The following is a 26,260-nucleotide window of genomic DNA, read 5'->3' as shown; positions in this document are numbered from 1 at the left end:
AAGCATTTTTATTGAATATAAATTCATTTAATGGCATGGTTAGCGTCACGCTTTAAACACGGCAACAACAATAAGATTGACCGACAGGAGTTCGATAATGAAAAAACTGATACTCGCCGCCCTTCTCGCTTCGTTCGCCGCTGGTGCTTCTGCGGCAGATAAAATTAACTTCGGTGTTTCCGCCACTTACCCGCCATTTGAATCGATGGATGCCAGCAACAAAATCGTCGGCTTTGATATCGATCTGGCAAACGCCCTGTGCAAACAGATGCAGGCCGAATGTACGTTTACCAACCACGCATTCGACAGCCTGATCCCGTCGCTGAAATTTAAAAAATATGACGCGGTGATTTCCGGTATGGATATCACCCCGGAACGTAGCAAACAGGTCGCTTTCACCGACCCGTACTACGCTAACTCCGCGCTGGTGATCGCTAAAAAAGATGCCTTTAAATCTTTTGATGATCTGAAAGGCAAACGTATCGGCATGGAAAACGGCACTACGCACCAGAAATACCTGCAGGACAAGCACCCGGAAGTGAAAACCGTGGCTTATGACAGCTACCAGAACGCGATTATCGACCTGAAAAATGGCCGTATCGATGGCGTGTTCGGTGACACCGCCGTGGTCAACGAGTGGCTGAAAACCAACCCGCAGCTGGGCGTCGCAACACCGAAAGTGACCGACCCGCAATACTTCGGCACGGGCCTTGGCATTGCGGTGCGCCCGGATAACAAAGCGCTGCTGGAAAAACTGAACGCCGCGCTGAAAACGATTAAAGCTGATGGCACCTATCAGAAAATCAGCGATCAGTGGTTTCCGCAGTAATCACCTTTCAGGCCGGGTAGCTCCCGGCCTTTTAGCGCAGCGCCCCCGACGTTTCCGTTCCGCGCCCAACACGCTCCATCGCCACCGGAATGCTTTTATAAGCCGGAATACCGCTTTTGGTATCGTGGCTGTCCAGCGGCACCAGGATATTAGCTTCAGGGTAATAGGCGCCGACCGAACCCGGCGCCATATCCAGCACCACTACCGTCAGGTTATCCATGCGCCGCGAGGTAGGATTACCGTCAGGATCGAGCGCGATAATATTGACCTGGTCACCGACGCGTAACTGCCGCGTTTCTGCCTCATCCGCATTAATAAACAGTACATCGCGCCGCCCGGTCACCCCGCGATAGCGATCGTTAAGTCCGTACAGCGTGGTGTTGTACTGATCGTGGCTTCGCAAGGTGGTTAACACCAGATCGTGACATTTCAGCGATCGCGGATCTTCGTTAATCCCCTGCATCACTTTGAACTGCGCCAGGCCCGACGGTGTGTTCCATACGCGTTCCGAAGCCGTATTACGCAAACGAAATCCCCCCGGTTTTTTAACCCGCTCGTTGAAATCGCTAAACGCCGGGAAAACCGCTTCGATAGCATCGCGAATATTGCTGTAGTCGCTGACCATTTTTTCCCAGTCCACGACGCTATCTGGCAGGGTTGCTTTCGCCAGGGCGGCCACCAGCGCAGGCTCGGATTTCAGGTGCGGCGAGGCAGGCGTTAAACTCCCGCGCGACGCATGTACCATCGACATCGAATCTTCAACCGTCACACTCTGCGCGCCCGATGCCTGCATATCCGTTTCCGTACGACCGAGCACCGGTAGCAAATAATTATGTTTGCCTAACAGCAGATGCGAACGATTCAGTTTCGTCGCCATATGCACCACCAAATCGAGCTTGCGCATCGCCGGGAAGGTGGTTTGCGGATCGGAAATCGCTTCCGCCAGGTTACCGCCAAGGCACAACAGCGCATTCACTTTGCCATCGCGCATCGCCTGGATAGCGGCCACCGCGCCGTGTCCGTGTTGTCGTGGCGGCTTGAAACCAAACACTTTTTCAATATTGTCCAGCAACTCGGGATACGGGATCTCAGTAATGCCCACCGTGCGATCGCCTTGCACATTCGAGTGGCCGCGCAGCGGGCAAATACCCGCCCCTTGCTTACCTATGTTGCCGCGCATCAGCAGCAAGTTGGCAATCTGCTGCACGTTCTGCGTACCGTACTGGTGCTGGGTGATCCCCATGCCGTAACAGATAATGGTGCGTTCGGCATCGGCGTACAGCCGGGCGATATTCTGGATCTCTTTACGCTCCATGCCAGAGACTTTAAGAATGTGTTGCCAGTCGGTCGCGTCGAGATCGGCTTTCAGCGCCTCAAACCCCTGCGTATGCTGGCGAATAAACGCCTCATCAATCACGCCAGGCTCGCCTTTCGCCAGTGCCTCTTCGTGCATCGACAGCAGGATTTTCATCACCCCTTTCAGCATCGCCGCATCACCGCCCACCCGCACTTTGTAGTAGGTCGATGCCAGCTTCGTGGAGCTTAGCGCCAGCATTTCAATCGGGCTTTGTGGCGACGTGAAACGCTCAAGCCCCCTTTCGCGCAGCGGATTGATAGCCACAATCGTCGCGCCGCGTTTTGAGACTTCGCGCAGCGTGCCAAGCATTCTGGGGTGGTTGGTGCCGGGATTGTGGCCGATGCACAACACCAGATCGCAGTGGTCGAAATCGTCCAGTTCCACCGTGCCTTTACCGACACCAATCGATTCCGGCAACCCCACGCTGGTCGGCTCATGGCACATATTGGAACAGTCCGGGAAATTATTGGTGCCATATTCGCGGGCAAACAGTTGCCAGAGAAAAGCAGCTTCATTGGAGGCGCGCCCGGAGGTATAAAACTCGACGCTGTTGGGATCGTCGTAGCCGCGCAGATGTTCGCCAATCTCGCGAAAAGCGGTATCCCAGTCGATGGGCTGATAAGTATCGCTGGCGGCGTCATACTTCATCGGGTGGGTTAAACGCCCTTCGCCTTCCAGCTCAAAGGCGTTCCTGTTCCATAACTCACTGACCGTATGCGCCGCGAAGAATTCCGGTGTCGTGCGTTTACTGGTGGCTTCCCACGACACCGCTTTCGCGCCATTTTCACAAAATTCAAACGACGAGGTATGTTGCGGATCGGGCCACGCGCAGCCGGGGCAGTCGAACCCCTGCGGTTGATTAACCTTGAACAGCGCGATGACGTCCTGCTTCACCGACATTTGTCCGCGCAATGCATCCGCCACCGCTTTCAACGCGCCCCAGCCTCCTGCCGAACCGCCATACGGCGCGATACCCGTTGTCCGATTTTGATCTTTCATGTTGCCCCATTTTTCTGTGACCAGAGTTGGCTTAAGCCTGGTACAGAAAACGCGGGCTGGAGCGGCATAACAGGAACTTAGGCGCACTAAGTTCTTAAAAAATGTTTCCGCGTTGCGCTGAGATCAGCGTTTAACCAACAGCGTCAACACCTCGTAATGCGCGGTATGCGGGAACATATCGAACAGTTGAACGCGCTCAATGCGATACCCCGGCAGCAGGCGAATATCTTTCGCCATCGAGCTGGCGTTACAGCTGGAGTAGATAATGTACGGCGGTGCCATGCGGCTTAAATAGTCGCACAGCGCCGCGCCAATTCCGCGCCGTGGGGGGTTAACCAGTACCAGTTCGGGCATATCGTGCGAAGCGGTAGCAAACTGGGTTGAATCAAGCGCCTGGAAGCGCAGTTTTTGTAAGCCAAGCGCTTGTGCCGATTGGGTCGCGCAGGCAATCGCTTCCGGGGCAATCTCAATGCCGGTCAGGCGCATCTCCGGTGTCGCACAGTGCAGACCAAAACCGCCGACACCGCAAAACAGATCCCACATATGCTTAACCGGCAACGTTCGCACCCAGTCGCGGGCGGTCGCATACAATGCGCTGGCAACGGTCGGGTTGGTCTGGAAAAAGCTCTGCGGGCGGATCCACAGCGGCACACCGTTAAAGTTTTCTGCCAGCGCCTGCTGTTCGGTGAGAAAAATCTCCGTCTCACCCTCCATGATCGCCATATGTACGGGCTGGATATTGGCAGAAATCACTTTCAGTTGCGGCAATTGCGCCTGCAGCGCGGGCAAGGCAGCGCGCAACTGCGCAAGTTTCGCCTCCGAGCGCAGCACAAAGCGCAGCATCATGCCGCCATCCTGCTGGCTTTCAGTCAGCAGCAGGTATTTCAGCTCACCGCGTTTACGCGCCACGTTGTATGGCGTTAAACCGGCGCGGGCAATAAACGGTTTGAGCGCGGCGAAAACCGGGGCAAAAGCGTGTGGATAGAGCGGACAGTCGGTCAGATCTTCGGGCGTACCGTCACGATGCAACATGCCGAGCAGCGGTTTTTCCACACTGCCGCTGACCACCATTTTGGCTTTATTACGAAACCCCTGCTCCGGGCCACTCACTGGCGAACACCACTGTGCGACAGACAAGCCGTCCAGCAGCGTGCGGAGATCGTCCATTTTCGCGGTAAGTTGCTGTGAAACCGGTTGTTCTATCCATTGACAGGAACGGCAACGACCAGCATCAAAGAGAGCGCACTGCATAGTAAAGCCTTTCATTTTGCGGGGCCGGGATTGTACCACCGTTATTGCAGGCGGAAAAAGCGTCGGCTGGGGGCGGGAACAAACAGCAGGAATAACACCAGCAGATCGGGGAGTTTTTGCATCACTAATGCGTGGAAAATCTCGCGTCGGGAACCACCGGCAATGCTGAAGAGTTCCGGGTAACCATACCCGAGCGAAGCAGCCCATAAATAACCGGTTGCCACCACTTGCGTGCCGAGATAGAGCCAGCGCGCCCAGCGTCGCCCTTTCACCACCGAGAAAGCACAGAGTATTTCGACAAACACTAAAAACAGGCTGCCAAGGAAAACCAGCGTCAGGCTCCAGGTCTGCGCGCTGCGCTGCACAAAATCGAGCAGGCCGCGCCATCCCAGCAAATTAAACACCATCAATACATCAACGCAGCGAATCATAATAATGGCGATGGCCGCCACCTGCACCAGTGCCGGCACATTCAATTTCGCGTGATGAGCGGTTTTCTTGAAGAACCCCAATCCGATGATTTCCCTGTGAAAAATGCCGCGACAAGCGCGGCATCAGCAACACAATTTCACGATTCTAATAAGTTCAGCCTTGTCTTGCACGCTGGATATCACGGATCCGCTGTTTTTCCGCCCGCGCCATTAAATACCAGGCGATAAAACCAACAATCCCGACCACACCAAGGATAAGTGTCGCCAGCGCGTTGATTTCCGGATTCACACCCATGCGCACGCTGGAGAAGACCAGCATCGGCAATGTCGTCGCTCCCGGCCCCGAAACAAAACTGGCGATCACCAGGTCATCCAGCGACAGGGTAAACGCCAGAAGCCAACCGGAAACAATCGCCGGCATGATCATCGGCAGCGTAATAACAAAGAACACCTTTAGCGGCGTCGCTCCAAGATCCATTGCCGCCTCTTCGATGGAACGATCCAGTTCACGCAGGCGTGAAGAGATAACCACGGCAACATAAGCGGTACAGAAGGTCACATGTGCCAGCCAGATAGTGAGCATCCCGCGATCGGCGGGCCAGCCAATCGCATGGCCGAGCGCCACAAACAACAGCAGCAGTGATAAGCCGGTGATCACATCTGGCATCACCAGCGGTGCGGTTATCATAAAGGCGAAACCGTTTGAGCCACGAAAGCGCCCAAAACGCACCATTACCACCGCCGCGATAGTTCCCAGCACCGCCGCCATCGTCGCCGCACAAGCGGCAATGGTCAGGCTTAAACCCACCGCGCTCATCATCGCGTCGTCGTGAAACAGCTCGCCATACCAGCGCGTCGACCAGCCTGCCCACACGGTGACCAGCCTTGAGCTATTAAAGGAGTAAATCACCAGCATCAGCATTGGCGCGTACAGGAACGTAAAACCGAGCACGAGGATCAAAATGCGCCACGGAGAGCGCACTACCGGTAAGTTGTTCATGCGTGGTCCTCCCCTTGTTTCTGCTGGTGTTTGTGGAACCACATGATCGGCACAATCAGCAACAGCAGCATAATCACCGCCACCGCCGAGGCTACCGGCCAGTCGCGGTTATTAAAGAACTCCTGCCACAACACGCGGCCAATCATAATGCTGTCCGGACCGCCGAGCAGTTCCGGGATGACAAACTCGCCAACCGCCGGGATAAACACCAGCATCGATCCGGCGATAATTCCGCCTTTGGTCAATGGCACAATCACGCTGAAAAAGGTTTTCAGCGGACGTGCACCGAGATCCAGCGAGGCTTCTACCAGTGAATAATCGATACGCGTCAGCGCCGTATAAATCGGCAGCACCATAAACGGTAAATAGGCATAAACAATCCCGATATAAACCGCGAGGTTGGTATGCAGTATCGTCAGCGGCTGATCGATAACCCCCAGCCACATCAGGAAATTATTCAACACACCGTTGTTTTTCAGGATCCCCATCCACGCATACACGCGGATCAGAAACGACGTCCACGACGGCAAAATCACCAGCAGCAATAGAATATTGCGCGTCGATGGTTTGCTGTGCGCCACAGCCCAGGCCAGCGGATACCCCAACAGCAGACAGCAAATCGTTGAGATCGCCGCCACCTGTAACGACTGCAGGTACGCTTCGAAGTAAAGCGGATCGTCGGTAAGTTGCAGGAAGTTACCGATATTCAGCGTTACCGTCAGTTGGCTGTCCGCCCACTCGATAAGATCGGTATACGGCGGGATCTGCCGCGCCATCTCTGCAAGACTGATTTTGAACACAATCAAAAACGGAAGCAGAAACAGCAAAGTCAGCCAAATGTAGGGCAGCGCAATAACCAGTTTGCGCCCGTGACGCATCTGCATGCGCCCCAGCCATAAAGTGAAACCGCCCGGTTTTGCGACGCGGGACGGTGGCTCCAGTGTACTCATCGCCGCTCCTTAAACCGTCAGAACCACACAACTATCGGCATCCCAGCAGAGGCGAACTTCATCGCCCCAGGTTGGCGCGCCTTTACGGTAGCGATGCGCGTTCTGCAACTGGGCGCTGATCATCTGCCCGCTTTGCAAACGCACGTGATAAATAGAGAGGTCGCCAAGGTAGGCGATATGCACCACTTCCCCGACGGCAAAGTTATAGCCGTCGGCCGGCGGATCTTCGCAGAGCATGATTTTTTCCGGGCGCAGTGCCACATACACCGGCACGTTATCCACGACCGACGCATCAGCGTCCACTTTCAGCGGATGCACCAGCCCCGGCGAATCGATCACCAGGCCATCTTCCTGGCGCTCTTTCAGCAGCCCTTCGAACACATTCACCGAACCGATAAACTCGGCGCTGTAACGCGTGGTCGGGTGCTCGTAGATCTCTTCCGGTTCGCCGATTTGCACAAACTTACCGCGGTTCATGATGGCGATACGCCCGGCCATAGTCATCGCCTCTTCCTGGTCGTGGGTCACCATGACGCAGGTCACGCCGACGCGCTCAAGAATGTCCACCACTTCGAGTTGCATCCGGTCGCGCAGCTTTTTATCGAGCGCGCCCATCGGTTCATCCAGCAACAGCAGTTTCGGCCGTTTCGCCAGGCTGCGCGCCAGTGCCACGCGCTGACGCTGGCCGCCGGAAAGCTGGTGCGGCTTGCGTTTGGCGTATTCGCTCATGTGCACCAGGTGCAACATTTCAGCCACGCGACTGGCGATTTCCGCTTTCGGCAACTTGTCCTGTTTAAGGCCGAAAGCAATGTTCTGTTCCACGGTCATATGCGGGAAGAGCGCGTAGGACTGGAACATCATGTTGATCGGGCGCAGATAGGGCGGCACATGCGCCAGGTCTACGCCATCAAGCATGATTTGCCCATGGGTTGGCAGCTCAAAACCGGCGAGCATGCGCAGCAATGTTGATTTACCGCAGCCGGACGCACCAAGCAGGGCAAAAATTTCGCCTTTATAAATGGTCAGACTGACATCATCAACGGCGTGCTGACCATCAAAGGATTTGGTCAGATTGCGAATTTCCAGCAGCGGCGTCAGATCCTTGCGGCTCTTCGCCTGTGGGCGGGGGATAGCGTCATTCACTCAAGTGCTCTCCGGCAAAAACATCAACCCGTTTCAACGAGTTGTCGTACAAATGACTGGACAGAGGCGCATCACCTCTGTCCATTTTTGGGGCAGGTGCACCGCCACGGTGCAGCCTTATCACCTGTCAGGTGATTGAATTATTTGCCACTTTTAACCTTAGTCCACGCGCGGGTTCTTACACGGTCTATTTTCGGATCCTGGACTTTCAGCGTAAAGAGTTTGGCGAAAACATCCGGCGGCGGGAAGATAGCCGGGTTATCACGCACTTCTGCGCTGATCAGCGGAACAGAAGCTTTGTTACCGTTGGCGTAGAACACATGATCGCTGATGTGGGCAATCACATCCGGGCGCATCAGGTAGTTAAGGAACTGATAAGCTTCGTCTTTATTTTTGGCATCAGCCGGCATCGCGAAGACGTCGAAGAACGCCAGCGCGCCCTCTTTCGGAATGGTGTAAGTGATATTCACGCCATTCTTCGCTTCTTTCGCACGGTTTGCCGCTTGCCACACATCGCCCGCCCAGCCAATAGCCACGCAGATGTCACCATTTGCCAGGTCATTAATGTACTGAGAAGAGTGGAAGTAACGAATGTTCGGACGCAGTTTTAACAGCAGGTCGGTTGCGGCAACACTGTAATCATCCGCTTTGCTGCTGTTTGGATCTTTGCCGAGGTAGTTAAGCACGGTGGCAAAAATCTCTTCCGGCGCATCAAGGAATGAGACACCGCAGCTTTTCAGTTTTTCCAGGTTTTCCGGTTTCAGCACTAGATCCCAGCTGTTTACCGGCGCGTCTTTGCCGAGCGCGGCTTTCACTTTGTCAACGTTATAGCCGATACCGGTGGTCGCCCACAGGTACGGGATAGCGTATTTGTTGTCAGGGTCGTGCTTAGCGACCATTTTCAGCACGTCCGGATCGAGGTTTTTCCAGTTCGGCAGTTTGCTCTTATCAAGCGGCTGGAATACCCCGGCGGCCAGCTGGCGCTCAAGGAAACTCGCGGAAGGCACCACCAGGTCAAAGCCGGTGCTGCCCGCCATCAGTTTGCCTTCCAGCACTTCGTTGGAGTCAAACACGTCGTAAACGACTTTGATGCCCGTCTCTTTTTCAAAATTCGCGACGGTGTCCGGCGCAATATAATCAGACCAGTTATAAACATGCAGTGTCTTTTGCTCGGCTGCGAGCGTGCTGGCAGAGACAGCCATCAACGCACCCGCGACAAGACCTGATACCCATTTTTTGCTCAAGGCGGTCATATCTCATTCCTTCTGGAAAGTCCGTTAACATACGAACTAAATGTACGCATCATAAGATATGCAAGAATCATGCATATTTTGTCACTCTGCACAGCCCGGAGAAGAAAACGCTTCCGGCTGACACCGCACGCTGTTTTAAGCATCGCAAGAATAACTGTAGCCAGGGTTTGAGGCTATAGGTCAGATTAAAAAACGCCTTTTATCAATTTTTTATGCAGGATACGTCTATGTGATAAGCCGTTACGCGAGGAATAGCGGTGAAAAATTCTTTAAGGAAAGGTTAATAGCAGAATAAAAATATTTATTATGCAGCCGCCATGGCAGCGACTGCGTTAATGCTGCGCAGAGTCAGTGGAGAAAATTGTGCGACTCTTCATCTGCCGCCATCTCTTCTTCGCCTGGCGTAAACAGCAGTTGATGTGCGTTGGCTTCCATAATGACCATTGAAATCTGTTCTTCGCTCTGGCGCATAAACCAGGCGAACTGTTCAAACGTAATGGCCGGCCCGACGCATAAAGACTGGCACACCACCAGTTTCGGCAGATTGTCATCCTGAATATCGAGAAACGCTTTCACGGTTAAAGAGCTGGCATTGATGGCAGAGAGATCGGTGGCCAGCGCCAGCAGTGCCGACGGTTTGACTTCCGCCATAGCGGTAAACAGCAAAACGTCATTAACAAGGTCGACTTTTGCATCAAACACGCCATCAAAATTTTGCATGTGCGGCAGGTGCAGCGCCTGGCAGTTATCGCACTCAAAAAAGTTAATGCCCAGCTCATCCAGCCAGTGACGCAGCGTGTCCAGAACCGGAACGACGAGTGAATCCATAAAGCAGTGCTCTCTTAGCGAAAAAATTGGCCATAGCTTACGCAAAAAGGCCAGAACGTACCATTAATTGCCCGGAAAAATCGCCTCAGCCGCCGGTTTTCAGGCAAAAACCCGGCGTTGCCTGGCGTTCGATCCACTGGATCATGCGACCTGCAATATCGATGCCGGTGGCTTTTTCTATGCCTTCCAGTCCAGGCGATGCGTTAACCTCCATCACCAGCGGGCCGCGTTCAGCGCGCAGGATATCGACGCCAGCCACATCCAGCCCCAGCGTTTGCGCGGCAGCGAGCGCGATTTCACGCTCACGCTCGGTGATATGTGCCACCAGCGCTTTGCCGCCGCGATGCAAGTTGGAGCGAAAATCACCCTCTTTCGCCCGACGTTCAATGGCGGCGACCACTTCATTGCCGACGACCAGACAGCGAATATCGGTTCCCTTCGCTTCGGCAATAAACTCCTGCACCAGGATGTGCGCATTCAGACCGCGAAACGCGTCAATCACACTCTCTGCTGCCTGGCGGGTTTCCGCCAGCACCACGCCGATGCCCTGCGTTCCTTCCACCAGCTTCACAACCAGCGGCGCGCCGCCGACCATATCAATCAGATCGCTGGTATCGTCCGGTGAATGGGCAATGCCGGTTACCGGCAGATCAATCCCCTGACGCGCCAGTAACTGCAGCGAGCGCAGCTTGTCTCTGGCGCGGGTGATCGCCACCGACTCATTGAGTGGATAACTGCCAAGAATTTCAAACTGACGCAGCGCGGCGGTGCCATAGAAGGTGATGGCCGAGCCGATACGCGGGATCACCGCATCGAAATGCGGCAACTGGCGGCCTTTATAGTGAATGGACGAAGCCGCCGGACTGATATTCATATAACAAGAGAGCGGATCGAAGATCTCGACCAGATGACCACGCTGCATCGCCGCTTCGCGCAGGCGTTTACACGAATAGAGCGTTCCATCCCGGGACAATATGGCAATTTTCACCCTGCACCTCTCTAAAAAGACCTGTCAAAGCAGGCGTATGATACACGCAGCGACGTGCAGGATGAACGGGAATTAGCGTGTCGCCCATCCCTGTTTATGCAAATAGTCGAGAATAAACGGGCGGCTCTCTTTAATGATGGTGCGGCGAATATGGTCGCTCCAGGTGTCACGCCGCGTATTGCTGTCGCGTGTCATATAGTAATGGGCGATCTCCTCGTCGTATTGCGCCAGCACATCTTCATCCAGCGGCTGATAGTGGTTTTCATGCACCACCAGTTGCGCAGGCAGACGCGGTTTCTTATCCGGCGCATCCGCTGGCCAGCCAAGGCACAGGCCAAACAGCGGCAGGACATGTTTTGGCACCTGCAACAATTCACCCACGGCTTCAATGCTGTTACGAATTCCACCGATATAAACGCCGCCAAGCCCGAGCGACTCTGCCGCCGTGAAGGCGTTTTGCGCCATCAGCGCGGTATCGACTACACCGAGCAGCAACTGCTCCGCCAGACCTGGATTCGCCTGCGGACAAATATGGAAATTACGATGGAAATCAGCGCAGAACACCCAAAATTCCGCCGCCTGCGCCACGTGTTGCTGCCCACCGGTAAGTGCCACCAGTTGCTTGCGTAGCGCCGGATCGGTGATGCGAATTATCGAGCTGCATTGCAAAAAACTGGAGCTGGATGTCGCCTGCGCGCTGGCGATAATCGCCTCGCGCTGCGCCTGGGTAATCGGCTGATCGGTAAAATGGCGAATGGAGCGATGGGCGCACAGCAATTCAATAGTTGGTGTCATGAATAATCTCCCAAATAAACAAGTCCCTCAGTATAGGCGAAGCCTGCACCGTCGCAGTATCCGCAATTTGCGCTGAAAGGTTGTAAAGATTAAAGCAACAGGCATAACCTGCTTTTCATTACGCACAGTTATGGTCATGATAACCGGCAGTTACCTTCAGATTTGGGAGAGAGTATGTTTGCTGTAATTTTTGGCCGCCCTGGCTGCCCATACTGTGTACGCGCAAAAGAACTGGCAGAAAAACTGACCGCCGAGCGTGATGATTTCAACTATCGCTACGTGGATATTCACGCGGAAGGCATCACCAAAGCCGACCTCGAAAAAACCGTCGGGAAACCGGTAGAAACTGTGCCGCAGATTTTCCTCGACCAGAAACACATTGGCGGCTGCACAGATTTTGAAGCCTACGCCAAAGAACATTTCGGCCTGTTTGCCTGAGCCGAGCAACGCCCTCTTTCTGAGGGCGTTTTATTTTTTGCAGCGCAGAATTTTGCGCACAAAGAGATAGAATAACCCGCCCATTCCGCACCAGAAAATCGCGCTGAACAACCAGGCGATAACCTGCCAGTGCGACTGTGAAGAAGCTAAATGCAGATGAATCAACACGTAGCAGAATGGGGTCGCCAGCACGGCACCGAAAAGCGGTACGATCGCTTTGCGTCGGCGAGCAATCCACCCACCGACAATGCCGGGAAACGTGAAAAGCAGTAAGCCTAATTCAGGATTACCGGACACGGGTAGTGCGCCATTCATATTTATGACCAGCAACAAACACACCGCAATAAAAAGTAATGCGCAGCAAATAATGCCGACCCGACTTCGTCTGTTCTTCAAACACGCCTCCTGACTTTTTCTCTATCGCACTAACAACTCGTTCAAAAGAATGTCCGGACAGAAAAAGCGTTGCGGCAATCCATGCCAGAAAAGCACCCACGTAAATACGCGATTCTCACTAGCCGTTGTAATCTAATACGATTAAACTAACGGCCTGTTTTTGTTTTGTGAGGAGTGTCTGGTGTTGCACCGCTTTTTTCATACGCCAGCGCATGAGCAAAACACTAGCTCAAATAACCATTTCTTTCAACAGCTTACAAGTAAACAAGAAGTTAGCCTCCGTGAATATAAACGTCGCAGATTTGTTAAACGGGAATTACATACTGTTATTGTTTGTCGTTCTGGCACTCGGACTTTGTCTCGGTAAATTACGACTGGGTTCTGTTCAACTCGGTAATTCCATTGGCGTTTTAGTGGTTTCGTTATTATTAGGCCAACAGCATTTCAGCATTAACACGGATGCACTTAACCTTGGCTTTATGCTGTTTATTTTTTGTGTCGGAGTTGAAGCCGGGCCAAACTTTTTCTCTATTTTTTTTCGCGACGGCAAGAATTACCTCATGCTGGCGTTGGTATTAGTTGGCAGCGCGCTGTTAATTGCGTTAGGCCTTGGCAAACTGTTCGGTTGGGATATTGGCCTGACGGCGGGTATGCTGGCGGGTTCGATGACCTCCACACCGGTTCTGGTGGGCGCAGGCGACACGCTGCGACACTCTGGTATGGAGAACGGGCAACTCTCCAGCGCGCTGGATAACCTGAGCCTTGGCTATGCCCTGACGTACCTGATTGGTCTGGTGAGCCTGATTTTCGGCGCACGTTACTTACCGAAATTGCAGCACCAGGATCTGCAAACCAGCGCCCAGCAGATCGCCCGTGAACGCGGTCTGGATACCGATGCGCACCGCAAAGTTTATCTTCCAGTGATCCGTGCCTACCGCGTGGGACCTGAACTGGTGGCATGGGCTGACGGTAAAAACCTGCGTGAGCTTGGGATCTACCGCCAGACCGGGTGTTATATCGAACGCATTCGTCGCAACGGCATTCTCGCCAGCCCCGACGGTGATGCCGTGCTGCAAATGGGTGACGAAATTTCGCTGGTCGGCTACCCGGATGCGCACGCACGCCTTGACCCGAGCTTCCGCAACGGCAAAGAGGTGTTCGACCGCGATCTGCTCGACATGCGTATCGTCACCGAAGAAGTGGTCGTCAAAAACCACAACGTTGTGGGTCGCCGTCTGGCGCAGCTCAAGCTGACCGATCACGGTTGCTTTCTTAACCGCGTGATCCGTAGCCAGATCGAAATGCCGATTGACGACAATATTGTGCTCAACAAAGGCGACGTTTTGCAGGTCAGCGGTGACGCGCGTCGTGTAAAAACCATTGCTGACCGCATCGGTTTTATCTCTATTCACAGCCAGGTCACCGACCTGCTCGCCTTCTGCGCGTTTTTTATTGTCGGGCTGATGATCGGCATGATCACCTTCCAGTTCAGCTCCTTCAGCTTCGGCGTGGGTAACGCTGCCGGCCTGTTGTTCGCCGGGATCATGCTCGGCTTCCTGCGAGCCAACCACCCGACTTTCGGCTATATCCCGCAAGGGGCGCTGATGATGGTGAAAGAGTTTGGCCTGATGGTATTTATGGCGGGTGTGGGCTTAAGCGCCGGTAGCGGCATCGGCAACGGTCTTGGCGCAGTGGGCGGTCAGATGCTGATTGCCGGGCTTATTGTCAGCCTGGTACCGGTGTTAATTTGTTTTATGTTTGGCGCGTATGTGCTGAAAATGAATCGTGCTTTGTTGTTCGGTGCGATGATGGGCGCACGCACCTGCGCGCCGGCAATGGAGATCATCAGCGATACAGCGCGCAGCAATATCCCGGCGCTGGGCTATGCGGGAACCTACGCCATCGCAAACGTTCTGCTGACGCTTGCGGGGACATTGATCATCATTATCTGGCCGAGTCTCGGATAAGTCTGAAGCTGAGAAATATTTCAGTTATGCGCAGAACTTTTTTGTGGGGCGTCAGTCATAACTAGTGCCACTGCTTTTCTTTGATGTCCCCATTTTGTGGAGCCCATCAACCCCGCCGCTTAGGTTCAAGGTTGATGGGTTTTTTGTTGCCTTTTTCATTGCTCTCCTCGGTTTGAACCGATAAGAAGCCTGTGTTTCGCCTTTCCCCTGACTCTGGCGAAGCAATGCAGATTTGGTAATATCAATGCCGAAACGGCTCTACTCGCTATAACGGGAAAACGATGAAAGCGGAAGAAAATAGACTCGAAAGCTGGCTAAAAAAATCATTATATCGCGATGTTTTTTATAAAATCGGTATGTGGTGCGTTATCTCTATTGTCTCGTTTTATATTGCAGGGAAAACAGCGAACTTTGATATCGCAAAATATCTGCTTAGTTTTTTGGATAAAAGCATGCCGCAACTTAATTACGGTTGGATGGTGTTATTTATTATTGTCCCGCTATCCTTTTTCATGAAAGATATGGAAGCCATGAAACCCGACACCTGGGGAATGGAGACCCTGCGAGGCAAGGTTGGTACAGCGCTGCGTAAAGTGACCAGCGACCTGCTGCTGTGGTCCAGCGGGATTTCTACAGCGTTACTGACAACATCATTAATGGCGCTCGCGATTCTCTTTTACAGAGAACCTCAAGTGACCTATAAAAGCCTTGTGCAAATCGCTTTTGTATTAACCGTGTTATTCATTTTCTTATTTGCCAATATATGGTGTTATTTGATATTAAAACGCAATAATGCTGTACTCTTTTCCATTATGAATAGTCAGCGAGGAATAAAGTTAGGACACCTTGTTATTATTCTATTTTGTTTATACGCCGCGCATAAAATATCTGTCGATATCGATGAAAAAGCGACGGCTGAACAATCGCAGCCAAAAACGTCTTAAAACGCTACGCGAAACCATATCGCCCACAGCACATAAACGCCACCCGCTAAAAAGCAGAGCCCGTAGGCCCATACAATCCCCGATTCACGGCGCAGGTAGAATTTAAGCGGGTTGCGGTTCAGATTGGCGGCGTTATAGGTTTTATGGAAGCGCGTCATCTGTTGTGCACCTTTGCTGATAAGCCCAAAGAAAAAACTCACCGTTATGATCATTGCAAACGCCATATAACACTTCAAAAACAATCTGCGACCGGTAAACACCCACGGGCCGGAGTCTCTGCTGACACCCGCAACGCCGTGCTTTTTCAGCATAATGGCGGCACCGCTTAACATCAGATGCACCAGCAAAAAAAGGGCAAAATGTTTCGCATTTGTGGCAAAGGTATTTTTTAAAGTGATACCAAAAATCCAGGCGAAAAACGCTGCCACAGATATCAGCCACATTACGGTATTTAAAAACATTCTATTCCTTTTCAACAGGTTGTTTGAATTTACTATTTTTGCATTAATACTTAAGCGAACGCCAGCGCTGCGTTTTTCATGGTGCTCTTTTTTAACCCTCACCCGACACCGCAAGGAGCCCTTCGATACTGATTTACAACGTTTTTGGTCGTTATATTGGTGTGAAGCGCGTGGCAGATGACTGGCAGGTGTTCCGCGTGGACAGAAGCGAAGGCAAGCATTCACGGCTTTACAACATCATCATTCCCGGGGAATTAAGCGAAGCAGAGATCCCCGGCTGGCTGGGGGATATTTTCCATGAGGCCGCAACGGAAAAAGATCCCGATGTTTTTCGCGTGGAATAAAGGAGCAGAAAATGTATGCACAGTGGTACAGCCAAGGCCCGTTCGATGTAAGGCTGGAGTGGGGTTTAGCCGCAGCGGAGCACATGGCGCGGGAAACCGATTGTGTGGTGATTATCGACGTAATGTCGTTCTCCACGTGCGTTAGCATCGCCACCGATAACCAGGCGCTGATTTACCCGTGGCCGTGGAAAGATGGCAGCGCACAGCGCTACGCGCAGGAAAATCATGCCGATGTTGCCAGCTTCAATCGCACCTTTGCCGGAGGCAAATACACGCTCTCGCCCGCCTCGTTACTGCATATTCCCGCCGGACACCGGCTGGTGCTTCCCTCACCTAACGGTTCCACCCTTTCGTTTAAAGCACGCGATTGCGGCGCAGCGGTATTCAGCGGGTGTTTTCGCAACCGGCTGGCAACTGCGACAGCGTGTGCAGATTATGAGCGCATTTTGCTGATCCCGGCCGGGGAACGCTGGCCGGATGGCAGCCTGCGCCCGGCAGTAGAGGATTATCTGGCTGCGGGAGCCATTATCGCCGCCCTTGGCAAGCGGAAACTTTCACCCGAAGCACAAGCGGCAAAGGCAGCCTTTCAGGGTGGCGAATTCAGCGATCTCCGTCACTGCGCATCCGCTAATGAACTCCACGCACGGGGTTTTTCAACGGACGTAGAATTGTGTCTTGCTCTTGACGCAAGCCATCGCACCAGCGCATTAATCGACAATGCGTACCGCTCACTGTCCGGCGAGACGCCCGATCATTAAGCGAATGGCTTCGCGGCTCAGCGGCTCGCGATCAACCACAAAATGCAGCGTCATCCCTTCGATAAACGCATCCAGCGCACGTGCCGTCATCGGTTCGAACCAGCGCTCCAGCGTGGTCTGGCTGGCACGCATCCAGTCTTGCATCACATTTTTCAGTCTGGGCTGGCGGCTCATAAACGCATACAACTGATACATCAGCTCCATATTGCGCGCGGTGGTCACCTGGGCGCTGTAAATCAGCTCGGTTAGCGCCTCACAGGCTTTTGCCTGACTGTCAACGCCGTCGAAAAAAGCGGCGTATTGCGACGACATCTGGCGGGTAAACAGGCTGAAAGCCTCTTCTAACAACGCATCGATACCGGAAAAGTAATAGGTCATTGAGCCCAGTGGCACATCAGCACAGCTGGCGATTTTACGGTGCGTCACTGCCTGAATCCCATGTGCGGCAATGGTATCCAGCGTCGCTTGCAGAATGCGGTCACGCCGCTGCGGGTCGTTAGGTCTTCGGGCCATAGATCCTCTCACTCATTTATGTACAAATGTACACATCCTTGCTAGTGTTGTCTTATCTTTTCTTTTTTCTCAGTGACGATATGACTGAAAATGCATCGCGAAAAGCCCTGCAACATCGCTTGTGGGCGCTGTTTACCTTCTTCTTTATACCGGGGCTATTAATGGCGTCGTGGGCCACGCGAACGCCAGCAATCCGCGATATTTTGTCGGTCTCCACCGCTGAAATGGGCGGGGTGCTGTTTGGCCTGTCGGTCGGTTCGATGAGCGGCATTCTCTCCTCCGGCTGGCTGGTGAAGCGCTTTGGCGCGCGGAAAGTGATCCGCGCCAGCATGTCATTCAGCGTCATTGGCATGGTGGTGCTGAGTATCGCATTGTGGCTGGCGTCTCCGCTGTTATTTGCCATCGGCCTGGCCTTGTTCGGCGGCAGCCTGGGTGCGGGCGAAGTGGCAATGAACATAGAAGGCGCAGAAGTCGAGCGTGAGATGGGCAAAACCGTGCTGCCAATGATGCACGGTTTTTACAGCTTCGGCACGCTGGTTGGCGCAGGCATTGGTATGAGCGTTACCGCTATTGGCCTGGCGGCCAACTGGCACATTCTGGCGGCGGCACTGGTGGCGATTGTTCCCATCATACTGGCGATTTCCGCCATTCCGCATGGTACCGGCAAAGACTCCGCCGAGGAGAAAGCGCGCGGGAAAAAAGGGCAGCCGTTCTGGCGTGATACTCAACTGTTGCTGATTGGCGTGGTGGTGCTCGCAATGGCATTCGCTGAAGGTTCAGCCAACGACTGGCTGCCGCTATTGATGGTGGACGGACACGGCTTTAGCCCAACGTCCGGCTCGCTGATCTACACCGGTTTTACCCTTGGAATGACCGTTGGGCGATTTATCGGTGGCTGGTTTATTGACCGTTACAGCCGCGTCACAGTGGTGCGCGCCAGCGCGTTGATGGGAGCGCTGGGCATCGGGCTGATTATCTTCGTTGATAGTGCCTGGGTGGCGGGCTTCTCGGTGATTTTGTGGGGGCTTGGTGCCTCGCTCGGTTTCCCGCTGACCATTTCCGCCGCCAGCGATACCGGCCCGGACGCGGCAACCCGCGTCAGCGTGGTCGCCACTACCGGCTACCTGGCGTTTCTCGTCGGCCCGCCGCTGCTCGGTTTTCTCGGCGAGCACTACGGCCTGCGTAGCGCCATGCGGGTGGTGATGGGACTGGTGTTGATTGCCGCCCTGGTTGCCCGCGCGGTCGCCAAACCGGCCCCGGAAACGCAGGCTGAAACCTGCTAATTACGCGGCGGCGCTGTTGATGAGCGCCGCCCTAACCTTCCAGCGAATTCCCCACCCGTTTATCACGCAGGAACACCACCATCAAGCCCAGCCACAGCACGCCGTTAGCCAGGTTGAAGAGGCTGAACAAGCCATTGCCTCCGCTCAGCCAGGCGTGTTTACTGATTTCGATACCGACGGTAAAAATAAACATCTGTAACATGCCCATTGCCGCCGAAACGGTGCCTTTACTCATGTCGCTGGCAAACAGGGTCAGACGCACCAGCCCGGCATTTGCCAGCCCAATACCAAAGGCGTAAAGGCTCAGCCCGGCGGTCATCCATAGATAAGCATGCGAAGAGGCAACAGTCGCGACAGCTGCCAGCAGCAACCCGGCCGCAATTGGCCAGCCGCCCATAATGATCAACGCGCGCACGGTGCACCGGGAAGTAAGCCGCGCCAGCACCAGGTTACCGATAATCAGCGCGCCAAAAATCGGCACCTGCAACAGGCCATACTCATAGCTGCTCAACTGCTCGCCGCTGATGATGATAATCGGCGACTGGGCAATCCACGCCAGCAAAGGCAGGCTGACAAAGCCTGTTGCCAGCGCCCCGGCGACAAAACGCAGGTTCTTCATCACTTCGGCATAGTCGCGCCACAAGGCTTTAAAGGAGAGCTTTTCACCAAGCCGCGTGGCGGTCTCCGGCATCGCCCGTTGCAGGCCAAAAAAGGCGAATGCCGCCAGCAACGCGAACAGCACAAACATCCCCTGCCACGGCGCAGCATGCACCCACGCAGCCCCCACCAATGGGCCTAGCAGCGGCGCTATCAGCGCCACGTTCGCCATCAGCGCGGTGATTTTTATGCACACCGCTTCTTCGAAAGATTCCTGGATTGCCGCGTAACCGACCGCGCCAATAAAGCACAAGCTAATACCCTGCAAAAAACGCAGTAGCGTGAACTGCTCAATGTCCTGTGCCAGCAGTGTTGCCAGGCAAGTGACGATAAACCACACCACGCCGGTTAGCATCACCGGGCGACGGCCAATGCGATCCGACAGCGGCCCCAGCAGCCACTGCAAAAACATGCCGCCCGCAAGGTAAGCGGTCATTGACGTTGGCACCCACTCAATGCCGGCGTTGTACTGCTCCACCACGGCCAGCATGCCGGGCTGGATCATATCGTTGGCGATATAGGTGGAGAATTCGTAAAGCACCAGGCAGAGGGGAAACAGTAGCGCCCGTCGTCCCAGACGTTGGCTCGTTAAGGTATGGTTTTGCATGCAATCTCTTCATCTATGAAAAATCGCGCAGAGTGTAATCAAAGCCGCTATGCAGCGATAGGAAATTCTCTGTCACAGATTAAATAAAGCACATTTCAGTTCGTTTAAGGTTCACTTAAGTGCACAGCCGTAAGATACGCCCTCAGTGGTTCGCTCCAGGAATCGTCTAACTCTCAGATGAGTAAGACAAAACCCCTTTACCGTTGACCATGCCGCTTTTATGGTGGGCGCTTTCGCGTCAATTTTGCTTATTTCATCAAAGAGTAACAAGCGTATGTTAGAGAGCCTGAATTACACCCTCTTTTACTGGATTAACGCCACGCCAGACTCTCCGCGCTGGCTGATTGCGTTTGCCGATTTTGCCGCCAGCGATTTAATCAGCATTGTGCCGCTGCTGGCGGTTGGCCTCTGGTTATGGGGTCCACGCGAGCAAGTGAATGCGCAACGCCAACTGGTGATTAAAGTCACGCTGGCAATGCTGGTCAGTCTCTGTTGTTCGGCGTTACTGGGGCATTTTTTCCCGCACGATCGCCCCTTTGCCGATCGCGTGGGCTACAACTTCCTGCACCACGCACCGGACAGTTCTTTCCCGAGCGATCACGGCACGGTGATCTTCACCTTTGCGGTCGCTTTCCTTGCCTGGCACCGTTTGTGGTCGGGCGCGCTGTTGATGGTCATCGGTCTGACCATTGCTTGGTCACGCGTTTATCTTGGCGTGCACTGGCCGCTGGATATGCTCGGCGCGCTGCTGGTGGGTATCGGCGGCTGTTTGTCCGCGCAAATCCTCTGGCAAGGCTTTGGCCCGGCGCTCTACCACAGTGTGCAACAGCTCTATCGCGCCTGTTTCGCCCTGCTGATTCGCCGCGGCTGGGTACGTGACTAAGCCCTGAGGCAAAGGTAATATGAACGCCCTGCTCAATGCAGGGCTTTCTTTATATTCAGGGGAATTATGGAAACAAGACGCGACGAACGGATAGGCCAGCTGCTGGCGGCGCTCAAGCGCAGCGATAAACTGCACCTGAAAGAGGCGGCGACGCTGCTTGGCGTATCTGAAATGACCATTCGCCGCGATCTCAGCGCCAACAGCGCACCGGTAGTGCTGCTGGGCGGTTACATCGTACTGGAGCCGCGCTCCGCCAGCCATTATCTGTTAAGCGATCAAAAAAATCGTCTGGTAGAAGAGAAGCGCCACGCGGCAAAACTTGCCGCCGGGCTACTCAAAGCACATCAGATGGCCTTTTTCGATTGTGGCACCACCACGCCATGGATCATTGAAGCCATTGCGGACGATCTGCCCTTCACCGGCGTCTGTTACTCGCTGAATACCTTTCTGGCATTACAGGAAAAACCGCAGTGTCGCGCTATTCTCAGCGGCGGTGAGTTTCACGCCAGCAACGCCATTTTCAAACCGTTGAACTTCAATGAAACGCTGAATAATCTGCGCCCGGATATTGCCTTTTATTCGGCGGCGGGCGTGCATGCTCAGCAGGGCGCGACCTGTTTTAATCTCGAAGAGTTGCCGGTAAAGCACTGGGCGATGACCAGCGCGCAATACCATGTTCTGGTAGTAGATCACAGCAAATTCGGTAAAGTGCGTTCGGCCTGCATGGGGCCATTAAGTCGCTTTGATGTGCTGGTCAGTGATTGTCGCCCCGACGAGGCGCTGGAGAACGAAGCAAAAAAACACCAGTTAACGTTGCTCTATTGACCGTGCCCGGTCGGGCACGGTCGAGGTTGTATCAGGAGAACCAGCCGCCAAACCACTGGTGGAATTTCAGCAGCACAAAGTCCCACATCCGGCCGATAAACCCGGCCTCTTCCACCGCTTCCATCACGATCAGCGGGCGTTGCTCAATGGTTTTACCGTTCAACTGAAAATCGATGGTGCCCACCACCTGACCTTTGGTCAGCGGCGCCTGCAGTTCCGGCTGCGTTAAAGTGTAGCTGGCTTTCAGGTTATTCAGTTGCCCCTTAGGAATGGTGATAGATCCTGCTTCACCCGCGCCAAGTTTCGCTTCACTCTCATCGCCAAACCACACGCGCTGGCTGACAAACGTCGCGTCCGGTTTGATAGGCGTAACCGTGTCGAAGAAACGGAAACCCCAGGTGAGCAATTTTTCTGACTCGTTAAAGCGGATACGGTCCGTTTTCGCCCCCAGCACCACAGAAATCAGGCGCATATCCCCTTGCGTCGCCGAGGCCACCAGGTTGTAACCCGCGCCATCGGTGGTGCCGGTTTTCATGCCATCCACGTTCATGCCGGTGTTCCACAGCAACCGGTTACGGTTCGGCTGGCGGATTTTATTAAAAGTGAACTCTTTTTCTTTATGAATCGCGTACTCATCCGGCACATCATGAATCAGTGCCTTGCCGAGCAACGCCATATCGCGCGCGGTGCTGAACTGCCCCGGCGCATCCAGGCCGTGCACCGTTTTAAAGGTGGTATTGGTCAGACCGAGTTTTTGCGCGTAGCTGTTCATCAGGCTGACAAATGAGTCCTGGCTGCCCGCCACGAAATCTGCGATAGCGATACTGGCATCGTTGCCGGACTGGATAATCACGCCTTTGTTGAGATCGGACACGGAAACCTGGTCGCCGGGTTTCAGGAACATCAGCGAAGAGCCACGCAGCGCCGGGTTACCGGTCGCCCAGGCTTCTTTGCCGACGGTCACTGTATCAGTGAGATGAATTTTTCCGGCTTTCAACGCCTGGCCAACCACATAGCTGGTCATCAATTTCGTGAGGCTGGCAGGATCGAGCTTCTCGTCAGCGTTGCCTTCTGCCAGCACCTTACCGCTGGCGTAATCCATCAGGATCCACGCCCTCGCATCGACCGGGGGCGCACCCGGCGTCTGTTCCACCGCGTACAACGAAGGGGAGAAAAGCATCAACAGCGCAGAGCCCGCAACCAGGCTGCGAAGGGATAAAGAGAAATGCGTCATAGGGGCCACCCGAGTATCCATTCAAAAACGTCACAACACCGTGCCGCAACAAACGGTGAGTAATAGCGCACAAACGAAACGAAAAAAACCGTCACTGGGTAAAGTTTTTAAAGTTTACGCAATAACCGCGTGGTGCGTGCCGTTTGTGCTGAATATTTATCCCCTGAATAATTCGAGTTGCACCTTGCGCGTTGAGCCGTGCTTGCGCTGGCGCCGAAGGAGCGACGCTTACGAAGGAACCGGTAACAAAACCCGCGCATCTGCAACTTGAAGAATGACGGAGATTGGCACACGATGAATGTCACACCGACACTCATTCACACCACTGAGGTAAAAATGATAACGCTATGGGGCAGAAATAACTCGACTAATGTCAAAAAAGTTCGCTGGCTACTGGAAGAGCTGGAATTACCGTACCAGCATATTCTGGCGGGCAGAGAGTTCGGCGTGAACCATGAGCCTGAGTATCTGGCGATGAACCCGAATGGTCTGGTGCCGCTGCTGTGTGATGATGAAACCGATGTGGTTTTGTGGGAATCCAACACCATCGTACGTTATCTCGCGGCGCAGTACGGTCAGGGCCGTTTATGGGTTGAATCCCCTGCTGAGCGTGCGCAGGGGGAAAAGTGGATGGACTGGGCGCTGAGCACCCTTTCGCCAAAACATGGCCCACTGTTGCAGGGACTGGTGCGCACCGCGCCGGAACAGCGTGACAACGCCGCGATTGAAGCCAATAAAAACGCGCTGGATGGGCTGTTCGCGATGCTCGACGATGTGCTGGCAAAACAGCCGTGGCTGTCCGGGGAAGCATTTGGCTGCGGGGATATCGCCGTCGGCCCGTTTATCTATAACCTTTATAATATCCCCGGATTACGCTGGGCACCGCACGCCAACCTGCAACGCTGGTATGCGCAATTGTGCGAACGTCCCGGCTTCAAAAATGCGGTAATGATCCCGGTGACCTGAACCTTTTTTTGACCGGTGGCGCTGGCATTATCACCTGCGGTTGATGGTGAAATGCGCCCGGCGCCATCCGGTCCTCCCACGCGGCAACCCGCCGGTTTCGCGGCCAGGCGCAGAGACGTTACTCCTCGCCATCCGCAAACAGCGGGTCGTCTTCTAAAGGAACCAGGCTACTTTCATCCCACTCGATCTCATCCATTGCGTAGTCAATAACATCGACTTCGCAGCACTCCTCCAGCAACGCTTCTGCCTCATCAAGAAGTTCGATTGCATCCTGATAAAACGCCATCACGTCAGGTTCGGCCACTTCGTCATTATTTATCGCATCGAGTTTATGGATAGCAAAATCGATATCCTGCAAACTCTCCTGCAAAAGCGTCACCTCTTCGCCACACTCCATACCCGAAATTACCGCAGCATGATCATCACTCAGCGCGTCATCCCGCTGAGTAAAAGCGTGACCGGCTAAGCCAGATTGTCTGGCGACCGACAGAAATGATTGTGATCTTTTCTTTAAAAAATTAGCCCGTTCTAATGACAGACCCAACTGCTCAGTGGCGATATTATCCATCATACCCATCTCGTAAAGTAATATAAGATTTTGGTTACTGCTAAATAATTATTTTTCACATGGCTTGCATGCGGTACTGAACCGAAACACGCCGAAGCAATACCGGGACGGTTTCTATATATTGAAAGCAGGTACTAATGGCGTTGCTCATTTCCCTGGGGGAACTGGAATTTAAATAATCATCCAATGTTATCAACGCACACTCATAGGTAAATAAAAAATCGGTCAACTCTGGCGGATATGGCTGCAGCGTCAGTTCAACGCGAAGCTCATTATACAGGGCCATCAATTTTTTCAGCGCAACGCAGGCGTCTGTCCTTTTGTTTTCAAACGCATGCTCATTCAATGCAGGTTTGATAATGGCAAGTAGCGATCGATGAACATTGGTATATTTTGAGTTAAGAAACATGAGTCACCTCTGACATCATAAATTTGCCAGCGTCTACACCCGGCGTTTTCATTGACGATTAAGAGCGATAAAAAAGACACATTCTAAAAAAGGCGCAGCACTACTGCTGAGAGACAAACACTTATCAAAAACGTAATGTTTGTATCTCAACATATTTTTATAGCCAGCGATCATGTCGCCGTGATTACCGTTTAATTAAGACAATAAAATCATTACAACGTATTCAGTCTTGCGTTAATTCGACCGCCGACATCGCTGCCAAAACTATAATATTTTTCCTTCATAATATCGCCTTCACGCACCATCATAAAAACCCGGCGTGATAAATTATTATCTTTGATATTAATATATTTAATACTATTGTGATCGTTACCAAGCGTTGAAAGTTTCGGGAAAAAGGAGACATTATCCGAATGTTTTACCATATATCTGATGGTTTCCAGATCGTTTGAAATACTCCGTGCATGGTTGAGTATCTCCTCGCTGCCAGGTTCAAGATTGAGATGTTCTGGCATCGATTTGGTCATAATGAGCTTATGCTTTTTCAACTCATTGAGATCAATCACTTCTTGTTGAGATAGCGGATGGCTGTTGTTTACGCCCAACACAAATTGCTCTTCATAGAGCTGCGCTTCAAGGAAGTTATCATTATCAATAGGCCCAATCAGCAGCCCCAACTGTAATTGCCCTTTTCCTAACATACTCAGCAAATTATCTTCACTGACTTCATGGAGCTTGATCTCATTATCCGGGAATTTTTCTTTGAAGGCGCTGAACAGATCTTCATATATATACGATCCAAGCGTTGGTGTGACACCAATATTGATAACGCCAACCGGTTGAAAACGCAGCCGCTGCGCTAATTCATGCAGGTTATGCACCTCCCGAAGAATATTTTCAATCAGCGGCAGCAAATGCAAACCGATCGGCGACAGGCTAAACCCTTTACCTTTACGGTGCAGTAGTGGAATGCCTAATTCCTCTTCAAGTTTTTTGATTTGGATGCTCAGGGTGGGTTGAGAAACATCGCACTCCTCAGCCGCCTTCTGGAAATTCATATGTTTTATCAACGCGACGAAGTATTCCAAATCTTGCGTTCTCATAAAGCCAACTCTCCCGTGTGCAGACAAAAAACACAAAAACATCACACAACATAAGCCTTTTATATTTCAGCCAGGGTAGC

The 26,260-nt window shown here is 53.2% G+C and carries 28 protein-coding genes; 10 read left to right on the top strand and 18 right to left on the bottom strand.

Annotated features, from left to right (window positions below; genetic code table 11):
- Positions 1–97 precede the first annotated feature (97 nt).
- A complete protein-coding gene (artJ, locus tag ACFX4U_RS06435; protein WP_313508213.1) occupies positions 98–829 on the top strand; it encodes an arginine ABC transporter substrate-binding protein ArtJ in 732 nt (243 codons plus the stop codon).
- A 31-nt stretch (positions 830–860) separates the two neighbouring features.
- Here the strand turns inward: artJ and ACFX4U_RS06430 are convergent, their stop codons facing one another.
- The 10 genes from ACFX4U_RS06430 to nfsA form a co-directional block, all read right to left on the bottom strand.
- A complete protein-coding gene (locus ACFX4U_RS06430; RefSeq protein ID WP_313508212.1) occupies positions 861–3,185 on the bottom strand; it encodes an FdhF/YdeP family oxidoreductase in 2,325 nt (774 codons plus the stop codon).
- Between the two features lie 123 nt (positions 3,186–3,308).
- On the bottom strand, positions 3,309–4,436 hold the full coding sequence (gene rlmC / locus ACFX4U_RS06425) for a 23S rRNA (uracil(747)-C(5))-methyltransferase RlmC (protein ID WP_313508211.1): 1,128 nt from the start codon (positions 4,434–4,436) through the stop codon (positions 3,309–3,311).
- A 41-nt stretch (positions 4,437–4,477) separates the two neighbouring features.
- A complete protein-coding gene (locus tag ACFX4U_RS06420; RefSeq protein WP_065368911.1) occupies positions 4,478–4,948 on the bottom strand; it encodes a YbjO family protein in 471 nt (156 codons plus the stop codon).
- A gap of 73 nt (positions 4,949–5,021) precedes the next feature.
- Entirely contained in the window at positions 5,022–5,867 is an 846-nt protein-coding gene (gene potI, locus ACFX4U_RS06415) for a putrescine ABC transporter permease PotI (protein ID WP_017456138.1), read from the bottom strand.
- Positions 5,864–6,817: a putrescine ABC transporter permease PotH gene (potH, locus tag ACFX4U_RS06410; protein ID WP_313508210.1), complete on the bottom strand. Its 954-nt coding sequence runs from the start codon at positions 6,815–6,817 to the stop codon at positions 5,864–5,866. The genes potI and potH overlap by 4 nt, the downstream gene beginning before the upstream one ends.
- A gap of 9 nt (positions 6,818–6,826) precedes the next feature.
- Positions 6,827–7,960 carry a putrescine ABC transporter ATP-binding subunit PotG gene (gene potG, locus ACFX4U_RS06405; RefSeq protein WP_313508209.1) on the bottom strand — a complete coding sequence of 378 codons (1,134 nt, stop codon included), beginning with the start codon at positions 7,958–7,960 and terminating at the stop codon, positions 6,827–6,829.
- Positions 7,961–8,100: 140 nt separating this feature from the next.
- Positions 8,101–9,213, bottom strand: a complete 1,113-nt coding sequence (potF, locus tag ACFX4U_RS06400; protein ID WP_313508208.1) for a spermidine/putrescine ABC transporter substrate-binding protein PotF — start codon at positions 9,211–9,213, stop codon at positions 8,101–8,103.
- A gap of 348 nt (positions 9,214–9,561) precedes the next feature.
- Positions 9,562–10,041, bottom strand: a complete 480-nt coding sequence (locus tag ACFX4U_RS06395; RefSeq protein WP_313508207.1) for a YbjN domain-containing protein — start codon at positions 10,039–10,041, stop codon at positions 9,562–9,564.
- An 85-nt stretch (positions 10,042–10,126) separates the two neighbouring features.
- Complete coding sequence (rimK, locus tag ACFX4U_RS06390) at positions 10,127–11,029, bottom strand: 30S ribosomal protein S6--L-glutamate ligase (RefSeq protein ID WP_313508206.1); 903 nt, start codon at positions 11,027–11,029, stop codon at positions 10,127–10,129.
- A 72-nt stretch (positions 11,030–11,101) separates the two neighbouring features.
- Positions 11,102–11,824, bottom strand: coding sequence for an oxygen-insensitive NADPH nitroreductase (gene nfsA / locus ACFX4U_RS06385; protein ID WP_313508205.1), 723 nt, complete (start codon positions 11,822–11,824; stop codon positions 11,102–11,104).
- A gap of 174 nt (positions 11,825–11,998) precedes the next feature.
- Here nfsA and ACFX4U_RS06380 point away from each other — a divergent pair, with 174 nt between their 5' ends.
- A complete protein-coding gene (locus tag ACFX4U_RS06380; protein WP_017456131.1) occupies positions 11,999–12,262 on the top strand; it encodes a GrxA family glutaredoxin in 264 nt (87 codons plus the stop codon).
- A gap of 30 nt (positions 12,263–12,292) precedes the next feature.
- Here ACFX4U_RS06380 and ybjM read toward each other — a convergent pair whose 3' ends face one another.
- On the bottom strand, positions 12,293–12,658 hold the full coding sequence (gene ybjM / locus ACFX4U_RS06375) for an inner membrane protein YbjM (protein ID WP_313508204.1): 366 nt from the start codon (positions 12,656–12,658) through the stop codon (positions 12,293–12,295).
- Between the two features lie 281 nt (positions 12,659–12,939).
- Here ybjM and ACFX4U_RS06370 point away from each other — a divergent pair, with 281 nt between their 5' ends.
- Complete coding sequence (locus ACFX4U_RS06370) at positions 12,940–14,625, top strand: aspartate:alanine antiporter (RefSeq protein WP_380217828.1); 1,686 nt, start codon at positions 12,940–12,942, stop codon at positions 14,623–14,625.
- A gap of 281 nt (positions 14,626–14,906) precedes the next feature.
- Positions 14,907–15,569: a hypothetical protein gene (locus tag ACFX4U_RS06365; RefSeq protein WP_313508202.1), complete on the top strand. Its 663-nt coding sequence runs from the start codon at positions 14,907–14,909 to the stop codon at positions 15,567–15,569.
- Here the strand turns inward: ACFX4U_RS06365 and ACFX4U_RS06360 are convergent.
- Entirely contained in the window at positions 15,566–16,132 is a 567-nt protein-coding gene (locus tag ACFX4U_RS06360; RefSeq protein WP_313508201.1) for a hypothetical protein, read from the bottom strand. The two genes, ACFX4U_RS06365 and ACFX4U_RS06360, sit on opposite strands and share 4 nt — an antisense overlap.
- Before the next feature lie 23 nt (positions 16,133–16,155).
- On the opposite strand from ACFX4U_RS06360, the gene ACFX4U_RS06355 reads away from it, so the two are divergent.
- Positions 16,156–16,374, top strand: coding sequence for a hypothetical protein (locus ACFX4U_RS06355; protein WP_313508235.1), 219 nt, complete (start codon positions 16,156–16,158; stop codon positions 16,372–16,374).
- Positions 16,375–16,385: 11 nt separating this feature from the next.
- Positions 16,386–17,132 carry a 2-phosphosulfolactate phosphatase gene (locus ACFX4U_RS06350; RefSeq protein WP_313508200.1) on the top strand — a complete coding sequence of 249 codons (747 nt, stop codon included), beginning with the start codon at positions 16,386–16,388 and terminating at the stop codon, positions 17,130–17,132.
- On the opposite strand, the gene ACFX4U_RS06345 is transcribed toward ACFX4U_RS06350, so the two are convergent.
- Positions 17,103–17,645 carry a TetR family transcriptional regulator gene (locus ACFX4U_RS06345; RefSeq protein WP_313508199.1) on the bottom strand — a complete coding sequence of 181 codons (543 nt, stop codon included), beginning with the start codon at positions 17,643–17,645 and terminating at the stop codon, positions 17,103–17,105. The two genes, ACFX4U_RS06350 and ACFX4U_RS06345, sit on opposite strands and share 30 nt — an antisense overlap.
- 80 nt (positions 17,646–17,725) lie before the next feature.
- On the opposite strand from ACFX4U_RS06345, the gene ACFX4U_RS06340 reads away from it, so the two are divergent.
- On the top strand, positions 17,726–18,928 hold the full coding sequence (locus ACFX4U_RS06340; protein WP_313508198.1) for an MFS transporter: 1,203 nt from the start codon (positions 17,726–17,728) through the stop codon (positions 18,926–18,928).
- A gap of 31 nt (positions 18,929–18,959) precedes the next feature.
- Here ACFX4U_RS06340 and ACFX4U_RS06335 read toward each other — a convergent pair whose 3' ends face one another.
- On the bottom strand, positions 18,960–20,192 hold the full coding sequence (locus ACFX4U_RS06335) for an MFS transporter (RefSeq protein WP_313508197.1): 1,233 nt from the start codon (positions 20,190–20,192) through the stop codon (positions 18,960–18,962).
- Positions 20,193–20,466: 274 nt separating this feature from the next.
- Between ACFX4U_RS06335 and ybjG the strand changes: the two genes are divergently transcribed.
- Positions 20,467–21,075, top strand: coding sequence for an undecaprenyl-diphosphate phosphatase (gene ybjG, locus ACFX4U_RS06330; RefSeq protein WP_305736629.1), 609 nt, complete (start codon positions 20,467–20,469; stop codon positions 21,073–21,075).
- Positions 21,076–21,141: 66 nt separating this feature from the next.
- On the top strand, positions 21,142–21,900 hold the full coding sequence (deoR, locus tag ACFX4U_RS06325) for a DNA-binding transcriptional repressor DeoR (RefSeq protein WP_313508196.1): 759 nt from the start codon (positions 21,142–21,144) through the stop codon (positions 21,898–21,900).
- Between the two features lie 31 nt (positions 21,901–21,931).
- Here the strand turns inward: deoR and dacC are convergent, their stop codons facing one another.
- The gene (dacC, locus tag ACFX4U_RS06320; RefSeq protein WP_313508195.1) at positions 21,932–23,134 is read right to left on the bottom strand and encodes a serine-type D-Ala-D-Ala carboxypeptidase; all 1,203 of its coding nucleotides are present in this window, start codon (positions 23,132–23,134) and stop codon (positions 21,932–21,934) included.
- A gap of 336 nt (positions 23,135–23,470) precedes the next feature.
- Between dacC and ACFX4U_RS06315 the strand changes: the two genes are divergently transcribed.
- Positions 23,471–24,100 (top strand): glutathione S-transferase family protein, encoded by a 630-nt coding sequence (locus tag ACFX4U_RS06315; protein ID WP_313508194.1) that lies wholly within the window; start codon positions 23,471–23,473, stop codon positions 24,098–24,100.
- A 118-nt stretch (positions 24,101–24,218) separates the two neighbouring features.
- On the opposite strand, the gene ACFX4U_RS06310 is transcribed toward ACFX4U_RS06315, so the two are convergent.
- The 3 genes from ACFX4U_RS06310 to ACFX4U_RS06300 all read right to left on the bottom strand — a co-directional run bounded on the left by ACFX4U_RS06310 (position 24,219) and on the right by ACFX4U_RS06300 (position 26,180).
- Complete coding sequence (locus ACFX4U_RS06310; RefSeq protein WP_313508193.1) at positions 24,219–24,671, bottom strand: hypothetical protein; 453 nt, start codon at positions 24,669–24,671, stop codon at positions 24,219–24,221.
- A 52-nt stretch (positions 24,672–24,723) separates the two neighbouring features.
- Positions 24,724–25,077, bottom strand: a complete 354-nt coding sequence (locus tag ACFX4U_RS06305; RefSeq protein WP_305736634.1) for a hypothetical protein — start codon at positions 25,075–25,077, stop codon at positions 24,724–24,726.
- Positions 25,078–25,289: 212 nt separating this feature from the next.
- Complete coding sequence (locus ACFX4U_RS06300; RefSeq protein ID WP_305736635.1) at positions 25,290–26,180, bottom strand: LysR substrate-binding domain-containing protein; 891 nt, start codon at positions 26,178–26,180, stop codon at positions 25,290–25,292.
- Positions 26,181–26,260 lie beyond the last annotated feature (80 nt).

It is taken from the genome of Kosakonia sp. YIM B13588 (assembly GCF_042788165.1).
In the GTDB taxonomy this organism is placed as follows: domain Bacteria; phylum Pseudomonadota; class Gammaproteobacteria; order Enterobacterales; family Enterobacteriaceae; genus Kosakonia; species Kosakonia sacchari.
Note: the sequence above shows the minus strand (reverse complement) of the source record. Positions and strands in the feature narration are given on the sequence as shown.